The organism is Mesotoga sp. UBA5825 (assembly GCF_002432955.1).
Taxonomy (GTDB): Bacteria; Thermotogota; Thermotogae; order Petrotogales; family Kosmotogaceae; genus Mesotoga.
On sequence record NZ_DJHG01000044.1, the window covers coordinates 3,469 to 14,522 of the forward strand.

Genomic DNA, 11,054 nt, shown 5'->3' on the forward strand with positions numbered 1-11,054 from the left:
AGAAGTCACGGCAACGTTCTGGAACCTTGGCAAAGAAATCATTGACAATGCCGAGATATTCTTGGCACTTCCCGAAGGCTGGACAACTGATGTGGAAAGCGCGGCCTTCGAATCTATAAAGTTCAATACCAACGGACAGGCAAAGTTCACTGTTACAGTCGGTGACGATGCCGCTTACACAGATGCTTTTGATGAAAATCCGATTAGCGCAGTAGCGGTATGGGAAGCATTAGGTGGATCTGTCTGGACGGAATCAATCGCAGATATAAGGGTAGTTCCAAAAGTCTCTGTCTCACTGGATCCTGAAAGATTAATGGCTCCAGCATCTTCTTCGGCAGTGACGAGAACGATTACTGTAAAGATTCAGAACAACTCCAAGGAAGCTATTTCCGGAACAGTCGACCTGGAGCTTCCCGGAGGTTGGACACTTTTGACCGAAGACACATCATTCTCTCTGAGCAGGGAAGGCGAAATCAAGTCAATGCAGGTCGCATTTGAGATTCCGGCAAACGCCCCCCTGGGAGAATCAGAAATCGTGGCAGAAGCAATAGTGGATGGAGAGGTCTTCAACGAAGGCTTCCAGGTGATTGCATATCCTCATATTGAAACGAAGAACTTCTACAAACCGGCTGTAGCGAGAGCCGCTGTTATTGATGTGGAAGTCGTCCCGGGCCTCAAGGTTGGTTATGTGGATGGCGGTCTTGATATCAATACTGTGTACCTAAGACAGATGGGAGTGGATGTTACTGAACTTAGCCCTGCTGACCTTGCCGCCGGAGATCTCAGCCAGTTCGACACCATAGTTATTGGCATGAGGGCCGCTACGACCAGACCAGACATTGGAGCAAATTCGGCGAGGCTTAACGAATACGTGTTCAATGGCGGTAACCTTCTTGTTCAGTACCACAAGACAGGCGAATACGACAGCAGCTGGGCTCCCTTCGATTTCGCCATTAGCAGAAACAGAGTCACAGTCGAGGAAGCAGAAATAAAAATCCTTGTTCCTGATCACCCAATATTCAACTGGCCAAACGTAATTGGTGATTCAGACTGGGAAGGTTGGAAGCAGGAAAGAGGCCTCTACTTCCCGAACAAATGGGCACCTGAGTTTACTCCTTTGATTGATACCGACGACCCAGGTGAGGATATCGAGCCAGGTTCGCTGTTGATTGCGAACTACGGAGAAGGAACATACATCTACACAGCACTGGTATGGTACAGGCAGCTAGATTATCTTGTACCGGGCGGCTACAGAGTCTTCGCGAATATGTTGAGTTTACCAAAGGTGAAATGAGGTAGTTAGAGAATCGGGGGACCCCAAAGGTCCCCGGTTCTTTAAAGTATCAAAAATTGAGAAAACTAACGAAAATTGATCTTATTCGTCTTTGTCACTCTTTATTCAGCTCAGCTCACCAGTATCTCCGCTATTTGATAAGAGCCCATTCAATATATAATGTTAGTAAGTTAAGCTACTTAACAAAACAAAGGTGATTCCAGTGAGTCGATGCTTACGTGAAACCGAAGAAAAAATAATGCAAATAGTGAGGAATGAGGGACTGATTTCCAGGGCAGACATAGCCAGGAAGAGTGGCCTTAGCAAGCCAATTGTATCTGTCGTCGTGAATAACTTCATCTCTCAGGGTTCAATAGTCGAAGTAAAAGAGGGAGAGAGTTCCAATAGGGGTGGAAAGAAGCCCATGCTCTTGTCTTTTGTTCCTAACTACAAGTATGTAGTTGGTGTTGATGTTGGTGGGAACAAATTGATCTCTATACTAGCGGATCTTGATGGAAATATAGTTGAAAAAGCGAAGTTCTCTACAAAGTCAATTTCAGATGAGGAAACATTTCTAGAAACCGTTGAGAAGGCGATATCTCAGGTAATGAATGTTCCGCTCTCAAAAGTTATGGGTATTGGAATTGGCGTTCCAGGTACAGTAGATCCCGAGAGCGGAATGATCTTCTATATGCCCGCATTCGGTCTTCGAAAAGTGAATCTGATGAGTTGTATGGAGGAAAGATTCAAGCTTCCCACATTTGTGTCTAATGACGTTACTCTGAACGCACTTGGAGAGATGTGGGCAGGAGCCGCTAGGGGATGCAGGAATGTTTTTCTGACGGCTTTAGGCACGGGAACGGGCGCGGGACTAATAATAAATAACGAACTCTACGAAGGGACAAGCGGCATGGCCGGCGAAATAGGATACATGATAACGGACTGGAGCAGAGAGAAGAACTTGAGCTTTGTCTTTGGCAGCCTTGAGAGCTGGTTTTCAGGATACGCGTTTGAGAAACTTCTTTCAGAATTCGAGAACGAGCCAACGGTTGCGCAGATGTTCGATCATTCCGATAGCAATCCGAGATTCAGGGAGATAGTAACGGTTGCATGCGAGCACCTCAGCGTGGTAATCGCAAATGTAATCACACTGCTTGATCCGGACGTTGTTGTTATAACAGGTGGAATAGGTTACAACCAATACGATAGGATATTTAGCCTTATAATGCCGGTACTAAGAAGAACCGTCCCCGCCGAAATACTGAATCGGGTTACTTTCAAGCGTGGCGAACTGGGTGAGTTAGGCGTTTCTCTAGGAGCTGTGTGCAACGTTCAAAGAAAAGTCTTCATGGAAGTGTGAGCTACATCACAATTTTGGAGGTGGGTAAATGAAAAGAGCATTGTTACTTCTACTGGTTGTTTCGGTTGTCTTTGCTGGTTTTGCCGGTGCAGTAAAAATAACTTACTGGCAGTACTACTATGAAACTAAAGTGAAACTGGTGGATCAGCTCATCGAAGAGTTTGAAAGGCAGAATCCGGGAATTGAAGTAGAGCACGTTACTTTCCCCTACGAGAATTTCAACGAAAAGGTCGCGGTATCTGTCTCTGCCGGAGTCGGACCGGATGTTCTCACTCTTTTCTATGGATGGATTCCGCTATATGTTACTTCGGGATACCTTGTACCTCTTCCTGAAGCCGAATTCACCCCGGAATATCTCAGCAGCGAGTTCTTCCCGTTCGTCTCTAAAGGAATCGAGTTCGATGGCGTGCCATATGCCCTTCCGACAGCTGTAAGGTCCCTCGCACTGTTCTGGAACAAGGATCTCTTTGCTGAGGCCGGTCTCGATCCTGAGAGTCCTCCGACCACTTTTGCCGAAATGGTCGAATTTGCAAAGAAGCTCACAAAGTATGACGACAAGGGCAACATAATTCAGGAAGGTCTGACAATGCAGCCATCTGGCCAGGGGCACCAGTGGATAAGAGAGGTTCTTGTCAGACAGCTCGGCGGGACGCCATACAGNNTACAGCGCGGACAACAGAACCGTTCTTTACTACCAGACTGCGCCGGAGACTCTGAAGGTATATACCGACCTTATCACCAAGGATAAAGTTGGCTACCCCGGCTTCCTGAACGACGATGTCACTGCTTTCAGATCTCTCAAGGCCGCCATGACAATTGACGGTTCTTTTAGGCTTGGAACTTTCAGACCTCTTAACAACCTCAACTGGGGAGTTACCGAACTTCCGTCCATGAACGGTGTGAAGTCAAACTTTGCGTCTTTCTGGGCACACGCAATAACAACCAACGCAACTGGTGAAAAACTGGAAGCTTCTATTAAGTTCCTGAAGTTCATAACTTCTGAATACGCTCAAACACTTTGGCTAGAACAGGTGGGCGAACTTCCAGCCAACCCGAACGTTGCGGCCGCTTATTACGATCATCCTGAATTCGGGCCTTTCCTCAAGGGTCTGGAGTACGCCCATGCGACTTTCTTCGTTGACGAGAGTGGCCAGCGACAGGTATTGATGGATGCCGTCGACAAGGTCTGGATACAGGGCATGGATCCTATTAAGGCTTTCAAGGAAGCAGCAGAAGAAGATCAAGCAATAATAGACGAATTCTGGTCAAGAGTAGAGTAATTTGAAGAGTGTCTGGCCGTGGCACTGCCACGGCCATTCTCTTTGGGGGTAAGAGATGAAAATAAGTCAGAAAAGAATTGTTACTGCGTATGTTTTCCTGGCTATCCCGCTGGCCTTCTATATAGTAGTCCGTTTCTATCCAATGATATACACCTTCTGGCTGAGTTTCACTAACTGGAGGCTGATTTCGCCAAAAAAGGACTTTGTCGGGTTCGATAATTTTGTCAAGCTTTTCAAAGACAAGGTATTCATGACTTCTCTCTGGAATACTATAAAATACGTGGTCTATGGGGTACCTCTTGTGATAGTCCTATCGCTCTTTTTGGCCGCGACGCTGAACAAGGTTAGACATCTGCAATGGTTTTATCGTTTGCTCTACGTTATGCCCTACATTACACCGCTAGTAGCAGTGAGCTGGGTTTGGAGATGGATCTACCAGCGACCGCCCGCAGGAGTGCTAAACAATATCCTTATGGCCTTCGGTCTCGATGCTCAACCCTTTCTGACCAGCATGAACCAGTCTTTGCCGGCCATAGTTGTGACTACGGTATGGGTAAATCTGGGATACTGCATTATTATCTATCTTGCCGGTCTGCAGACCATACCCCAAGAGTATCTGGAGGCGGCCAAAATAGATGGGGCAACGTCAAGACAATCTTTCTTCAAAATAACTCTGCCGCTCCTTAATCCGATTACAGTGTTTCTCGTTGTTACACAGAGCATCACGTTTCTGAGGATTTTCACGCAGGTTTATAACATGACCGATCAGGGGTCGGGAGGTCCTCTGAATGCGACCAAACCCCTGGTGCTATATATATATCAAAAGGCCTTCAGATCTTTTGACATGGGTCTCGCTTCTAGCGCATCCGTGATACTTTTCATGCTAATAATGGGTATAACGCTGATACAACTGCTGGTATTGAACAAGCGAGTCCAATACTGATTGGTGGGTGTTTATACATGAATAGAATTGACAGGAAAACAAGTGTCTTTGCCTATATATTTCTAACGATCTTCGCCATTGTGATGGTCTTTCCCTTTGTCTGGATGTTCTCTTCGTCTTTCAAGTCATCAGAAGAGGTCTATGAGATGTCATTGATACCGGATGAACCAACGATCGACAACTACGTATACATTTTCAACTACTCAATGTTTCCTAGGTGGTTTTTGAACAGCATGATTGTGGCTGTTGTGACCACTATATCCGTTCTCTTTTTCGATTCGCTGATAGGCTACACGCTTGCCAAATATACTTTTCCCGGCAAGAACATCATATTTATTCTCATTCTCAGCACGCTCATGATTCCGACCGAGATGCTAGTTATTCCATGGTATATCATGGTAAGGCAATTGGGGTGGATGGAGACCTACTGGAGCATAATGTTTCCCGGTATGATCAGCGCTTTCGGCATTTTCCTCATGAAGCAGTTCATGTCGACGATACCGGATGACCTGCTTGATGCAGCAAGAATCGACGGGGTATCGGAATTTGGAATATTCATCAGAATAGTCATACCTCTCGTCAAACCGGCACTTGCCACACTGGCGATTTTCAATTTCGTTGGCAACTGGAATGCTTTTTTGTGGCCTCTCATAGTAGCCCAGACTCCGAAGATGTACACTCTCCCGGTCGGGGTCTCTTACTTCTCAAGTGAGAATCTAACCAGGTGGGAGTTGATTATGACAGGCGCCGCCGTCTCAACCATACCGCTGATAATCTTCTTCATAATCTTCCAGAAGCAGATTGTAAAGGGAATCGCCATGTCGGGATTAAAGGGGTGATACATATGCGAATAATCGATTCTCATGTTCATTTTCCATCTTCTGATCTCTTTGGAAAGGCTAAAGGTACTGTCCATCCATTGCTGGCCCGTGAGAGGGCGCGCTGGAGAAAGGCATGGCAGTTCGATGGGGCCGAACCCATCGCTTCACAGGATGAAATGGTTGAGAGATGGTACAAAGAGACGATAAAGCATGATATCTCGGTGGTTTTCGTAACTTCCGGCGGAAACGAGGCAATGGCGGAGATAGTAAAATCTCATCCCGACAGGTTTCACGGCTACGCTCATCACGATCCTTCCCTAGAAGATGCACCCGGACTGCTGGAGAAGGCCATTAAGGAGCAGGGTCTGAAGGGATATNNGTCGCTCAGGGAGAAAATATCCCTGTGCTGATCCATTTTGGTATCATGGGCTCTGCTGGGGGGATTGCCAATCATATGAATATCAATCCACTGGTAATTCACGATGTTGCAAAAGCCTTTCCTCATATGAGAATAATCGTGCCACATTTTGGTTGTGGATACGTCTTTGAAACCTTGAATCTCTGCTGGGCCTGCCCCAATGTATATATTGACACAAGCGGATCAAACCAGTGGATGAGATGGATGCCTTACGATGTGAACCTGGAAATGCTCTTTCGAAAGTATAGAGAGACTATAGGGCCGGGTAGAATTGTATTTGGTACGGATTCCAGTTATTTTCCCAGGGGTTACGCAAAGGCCTACTTCGATGAGCAGTTCAAAGCCATGATTAACGTTGGTTATTCCGACGATGAAATCGAAAGGGTCGTCTTCGGCAACATAGACGACCTTCTCAATGGGAGGTAGTATGGGATTTTCTCCAGTATATTCTAGGCACGTTCTCGAAAAGTCTTACAGGCACTGGGCGGAGACCTTCCTGAGTGAATTCGGGCAGCAAAACAGGGCTCATCTAGTTATGCTTACAAAGCAGGGGATAATCGACTCCGAAACAGCATCAGCGCTAAAGAATGCTATTGGAGCACTAGACACGACTATGAAGATCCCGCGGGAGTTCCCCGATGGGGTTGAAGATCTTTTCTTCTTCTATGAGAAGCAACTCGAAGGACTTCTCGGAGAAAAGGCAGGCTCTCTCCATACTGCTAGAAGCAGGAATGATATGGACGCAACTGTCTTCAGATTGTACGTGAGAAAGCGGATGATTTCCCTCATGAAGCAAATGCTGGCGATGACGGGAAGTTTGATCGAGAAGATAAAGAACTCCAGAGAACAACTCCTGGTTCTATACACGCATGGACAACCCGCACAGGTCTCCACGCTAGCTCACTATCTGGCATCTTTCCTTATAGAATTTCTGGAAGGACTGGAAGGATTGAACACCTCCTTAAGAGTCGTGAATCAGTGCCCTTTGGGTGCTGCAGCGATCACCACGACAGGATTCAATATTGATCGGAAACTGGTCTCTGACCTTCTGGGATTCGAATATCCGGTTCCCAACTCTTACCAGGCTATCGTCACATCCCATTGGCTCACTTATCCATCGATGTGGTTCAAGAGCATACTGACCGACATAACCCGTCTTATGGCCGATATGGGACACAAAGCCTCTTGTGAAGTCGGGATTCTCAGCTTCCCTGATGAACTCGTGCAGGTTTCCAGTATAATGCCGCAGAAGAGGAATCCTGTGATAATCGAGCACATAAGAATCCAGTCCGGGATGGCCTCTGGAGACTTTCAGAGCCTTATTGACCTCTTCCACAATGTACCTTACCAGGATGTGAACGAAGTCGCAGACGCTCCTCTCACAAACTTTACCAGAGGGTGTGAAACGTTTTCGGGGCTGCTGGAATTGCTGGAAGAGACGCTTCTAAAAGTGTCCGTGGACGAGAAGAAAGTGGACGATATAGCAATATCTGCCGGAACGACAACAACAGAACTTGCTGACGAACTTGTAAGGAGAGAATCAATCTCATTCAGAACAGCTCATAGAGTTACGAGCGCCTACGTCAAATCGGGATACTCTCTTGAAGCTCTCCGCAAAGAATTCCAAAGTCTAGTCGGAAGACCCATAGGCATGAGAGACTCTGAGCTCAAGACTACTCTTTCTCCCAGACACTTTGTAGAGATGCGCACTATTCCAGGAGGTCCCTCTACTCTGGCTATGGAAAGCGTTCTGAATTCTATTGAAGCGAAAGTGAGAGGGATTTCCAAATCGCTGGACGAGCTGGTCAAGGTCATTGCCAAGAGCGAGAAACGCCTAACGACAGAGTTCAATTGTCTCGGTTGATGCGGTGCAATTGTGATAGCGGCTAAGGAAATAATTATCAGACTCGGAGAAGAGGTTTCAACGGCAAACACTGAAATGGATCCTTACATTGTCGAGCAGCTCGATCTCTATCAAGGGCCATTCTCGGAAGTCTTGAAGAAAAACGTCACCATTTCTAGGAGAACAGGACTCCCCATTTGTCAGGATACAGGTTTTCTAGAATTCTTCGTCTTTCAGGGCAACGAAGTAACTCTAGAAGAACCAATAATAGAAACACTTAATTCCACAATCAGAGAAATATACAAAGCAAGGCCTTTCAGGTACTCCTTAGTCTCTGATCCGTTGCTTCGTAGAGAGAATACCTATGATAACACGCCGGTAGTATGCCATATCTTCCCGGTGAAGGGAGCCAAGCTTGAAATCCGATTTCTCGTGAAAGGGGGAGGTAGCGAGAATCTTTCTCGACTTTTCATGATGAATCCTTCTTCTGGCGTAGATGATGTGGTTCAGATCATAGTCGACTCTCTCAAAGAAAGCGCTGCGAGAGGGTGTCCTCCTTTGAAAGTTGGAATCGGAATCGGTGGAAGTTCTGACAAGGTAATGGTTCTTGCCAAACTCGCCCTCACAAGATCCTTCAATGAGAAACATCCCGACAGCGAATACGCTGCACTTGAAGATAGAATACTTGCAGAAATAAACGATCTTAAGATAGGCTATCAGGGTCTGGGGAAAGGGATAACCGCCTATTCTGTGCACATTGAGACCTATCCCTCACACATAGCAATAATGCCAGTAGGACTTGCGGTGGACTGCTATATCGCCAGAAAGGGGAGAGTTGTTCTTGAGGATTGAAGAATTGCGTGTGGGTGACGAGTTAGATTATTCGGGTGAGTTTCTTGTTATGAGAGATGCTGCGCAGAAAAGGCTGAGCATGATGATCGAGAAAAATGAAGAACTTCCGGTTAATCTGGACAAACGAATTGTCTTCTACGCGGGACCTGCCAAGTCAGTTAACGGTTTGTTCGGGGCCATAGGTCCTACAACTTCGAGTAGAATGGATTCATTTCTGGAGATGCTCTATTTGAAGGGCGTTCTGGCAACTGTGGGTAAGGGGAAGAGAAGTCGGATAGCCGCATCTATCTGCAAGAATTACGGAAGGGTTTACTTCTTGGCTCCCAGCGGGGCTGCCGCTGCTCTGGCAGGGACAATCTTGAGCATGAAAGTCTTGGCATTCGAAGACCTTGGCACAGAAGCTATCTTCAGTACTCAGGTCAAGAATTTCCCGCTATACGTTGCCATCGATTCACTTGGAAACGACGTGTTCGATACGCACGTGAAGTAGCTCTTTTCTTTCGTCTTTCGGGGCAGACTCCGTTTTTGACATTCTGCCCACATTCATTAGACCCCGAAAGCAGGGACTTGCTTTTTCGGAGCCATTGTTCGTGGTAGGTAGTTAGCCAAGAGCAAAGAAATCGGTTCTCCAATGGCTGGTTAGCTTGTTTGGTTACTTCAAGTGTTTTCTCATTACCAGCTTATGTTCAGTTTCTCCATAAGAGATAAAACCGTGCCTCTTAAACATGTCAACCGGTCCCATGAAATCAGATAACGAATTCACAAACTCTTTGTTGGGGTAAGCCTCAATGTAATCAAAACCTCATCCGCCGAGTCTTTGCAAACATATTCCAGCAATTGGATGGCGATTCCTTTTCTCTTCATGGTCGGAGCGATTGAAAACAGAATATGGATTTCGCTCTACTATTTGGATCAGGCTCTATTGTATTTACTTCGCTCATAAACCGCAGCCAGCTCGTACAGTGTATGCAGTCTGATTTAGTGTTGGCATTGCACCAGCCAACGACATGATCATCGTAATATGCCAGATATCCCTGGATTATTCCCGCCGTGATATATTGCACTGCTAGATCCCGCCTCTTCTCCGGAGATGAAAAATCTGTTTCAACACGGTGATCAGCGGTACACCAACACACACAATAGCACCTGTCCTCCTCTTCGTTGTCAGCATGAGCTTCAGTTTCGAAAAAGCTCAGGTAGTCTTCCAACAAGTCCGATGTCAATTTCTTAATCTCGATATTCCTTCTGCAACCTCCTAAAAAAGGTGTCCGCGTTCTCGAATAGCCAATACCTTCTCGAAAATCTGAGATTGGATATCCGGATACGTCATTTGGTCAGGTAGATTAGTCGACAGCGTCCTTGCTGCTATTTCAAAGGAAGGCAACTGGCCTAGTTCAGCGATCTCTGCAAAGTACACACGTCCATAATCTGGACTGTCTCCGTTGACGGAATAGTCGCATACTTCAGTTAGGACATACTTTAGTGCTCCGGTTTCTTCAAACAGCTCCCTGTGGGCAGTCTCGATTATTGGTTCGTCATATTCCCTTCTTCCACCAGGGATCTCCCAAGTTGTTCTTGCCTTATGCCGTACAAACAGCCAGCTGCCCCTGTAATTCGAGACAACTACAGCGTACATTAGCTTCTTGTCTTCTATCTGGCATCTTTCATAGAATTCTACCTTCATATTACACTCCTCAACACTTCAATCACAATAGTGATCCAGCAGCGAATGATAACCGGGTGGAGATTATTGCAGAAGCCCACGCCGTAGAATTATCGCACATTCGTACGCTCCTTGGCATCCCCAAAACTTCTGCACTCTCAATGGCCCCCACTTGGAGAGATGAAGTTACCGTACTTGATTCTATCTCCTGAGAAGGAACGGCAACTTCTAATCGCTGGGGAAGGGATTGATATAGGTCGCTTTCGGCACTACCATCACGCCATCGTAAATGTCTTTCGGAGGAAGCGACTGTACATCGTAGTGGAAGTTCATCAAAGCTTTTTCCTTCTCCAGCTTGTCATCATGAGATGACAGGAGTCCTCTGGATCCATCTGCATACTCGGCTATGGCACTCAAAAGACTGACGGCTCTACCCTCTCCTCCCTCAGCCGTACTCTCAGAAGGTATTACTAGAAGCCGAAAGTTAGTCCACTTGCATACGGACTGTGATAGTGCAGATATTCGCCTAACCACTGCATCTTCGCTCCTCTTACACGCTCTTTAGGGACTCCGTTTTCTACATCTAGTTTGCTTTGATAAG

12 protein-coding genes are annotated in these 11,054 nt (G+C 46.4%); 10 read left to right on the forward strand and 2 right to left on the reverse strand.

Features of this window, described 5'->3' with window-relative positions:
• The 10 genes from B3N33_RS04515 to B3N33_RS04560 all read left to right on the forward strand — a co-directional run.
• The coding region (locus B3N33_RS04515; RefSeq protein WP_292592293.1) for an NEW3 domain-containing protein at positions 1–1,294 on the forward strand (1,294 nt) is incomplete at its 5' end.
• A 202-nt stretch (positions 1,295–1,496) separates the two neighbouring features.
• Positions 1,497–2,633 (forward strand): ROK family transcriptional regulator, encoded by a 1,137-nt coding sequence (locus B3N33_RS04520; RefSeq protein ID WP_292592295.1) that lies wholly within the window; start codon positions 1,497–1,499, stop codon positions 2,631–2,633.
• Positions 2,634–2,661: 28 nt separating this feature from the next.
• Positions 2,662–3,381, forward strand: coding sequence for an extracellular solute-binding protein (locus B3N33_RS04525; RefSeq protein ID WP_292592296.1), 720 nt, complete (start codon positions 2,662–2,664; stop codon positions 3,379–3,381).
• The gene (locus B3N33_RS04530; RefSeq protein ID WP_292592298.1) at positions 3,263–3,913 is read left to right on the forward strand and encodes an extracellular solute-binding protein; all 651 of its coding nucleotides are present in this window, start codon (positions 3,263–3,265) and stop codon (positions 3,911–3,913) included. Before B3N33_RS04525 ends, B3N33_RS04530 begins: the two co-directional genes overlap by 119 nt.
• Before the next feature lie 55 nt (positions 3,914–3,968).
• Positions 3,969–4,856: a carbohydrate ABC transporter permease gene (locus tag B3N33_RS04535; RefSeq protein ID WP_214079802.1), complete on the forward strand. Its 888-nt coding sequence runs from the start codon at positions 3,969–3,971 to the stop codon at positions 4,854–4,856.
• Positions 4,857–4,873: 17 nt separating this feature from the next.
• Positions 4,874–5,695, forward strand: coding sequence for a carbohydrate ABC transporter permease (locus tag B3N33_RS04540; protein ID WP_214079801.1), 822 nt, complete (start codon positions 4,874–4,876; stop codon positions 5,693–5,695).
• Between the two features lie 406 nt (positions 5,696–6,101).
• Positions 6,102–6,521 carry an amidohydrolase family protein gene (locus B3N33_RS04545; RefSeq protein ID WP_292592307.1) on the forward strand — a complete coding sequence of 140 codons (420 nt, stop codon included), beginning with the start codon at positions 6,102–6,104 and terminating at the stop codon, positions 6,519–6,521.
• Position 6,522: 1 nt separating this feature from the next.
• Positions 6,523–7,959 (forward strand): lyase family protein, encoded by a 1,437-nt coding sequence (locus tag B3N33_RS04550; protein WP_292592300.1) that lies wholly within the window; start codon positions 6,523–6,525, stop codon positions 7,957–7,959.
• 12 nt (positions 7,960–7,971) lie between these two features.
• Positions 7,972–8,790 (forward strand): fumarate hydratase, encoded by an 819-nt coding sequence (locus B3N33_RS04555; RefSeq protein ID WP_292592302.1) that lies wholly within the window; start codon positions 7,972–7,974, stop codon positions 8,788–8,790.
• Positions 8,780–9,280 (forward strand): FumA C-terminus/TtdB family hydratase beta subunit, encoded by a 501-nt coding sequence (locus B3N33_RS04560; protein WP_214079797.1) that lies wholly within the window; start codon positions 8,780–8,782, stop codon positions 9,278–9,280. The genes B3N33_RS04555 and B3N33_RS04560 overlap by 11 nt, the downstream gene beginning before the upstream one ends.
• A gap of 765 nt (positions 9,281–10,045) precedes the next feature.
• Here the strand turns inward: B3N33_RS04560 and B3N33_RS04565 are convergent.
• Positions 10,046–10,474 (reverse strand): NUDIX hydrolase, encoded by a 429-nt coding sequence (locus tag B3N33_RS04565; protein ID WP_292592304.1) that lies wholly within the window; start codon positions 10,472–10,474, stop codon positions 10,046–10,048.
• Positions 10,475–10,681: 207 nt separating this feature from the next.
• Positions 10,682–10,870, reverse strand: coding sequence for a hypothetical protein (locus tag B3N33_RS04570; protein WP_292592305.1), 189 nt, complete (start codon positions 10,868–10,870; stop codon positions 10,682–10,684).
• Positions 10,871–11,054: the final 184 nt, after the last annotated feature.

What these genes read in the sequence shown, in the direction of transcription:
- B3N33_RS04535 (WP_214079802.1), top strand. Translation starts at nt 3,969, where the DNA reads ATGAAAATAAGTCAGAAAAGAATTGTTACTGCGTATGTTTTCCTGGCT.
- B3N33_RS04540 (WP_214079801.1), top strand. Translation starts at nt 4,874, where the DNA reads ATGAATAGAATTGACAGGAAAACAAGTGTCTTTGCCTATATATTTCTA.
- B3N33_RS04545 (WP_292592307.1), top strand. Translation starts at nt 6,102, where the DNA reads ATGGGCTCTGCTGGGGGGATTGCCAATCATATGAATATCAATCCACTG.
- B3N33_RS04550 (WP_292592300.1), top strand. Translation starts at nt 6,523, where the DNA reads ATGGGATTTTCTCCAGTATATTCTAGGCACGTTCTCGAAAAGTCTTAC.
- B3N33_RS04565 (WP_292592304.1), bottom strand. Translation starts at nt 10,474, where the DNA reads ATGAAGGTAGAATTCTATGAAAGATGCCAGATAGAAGACAAGAAGCTA.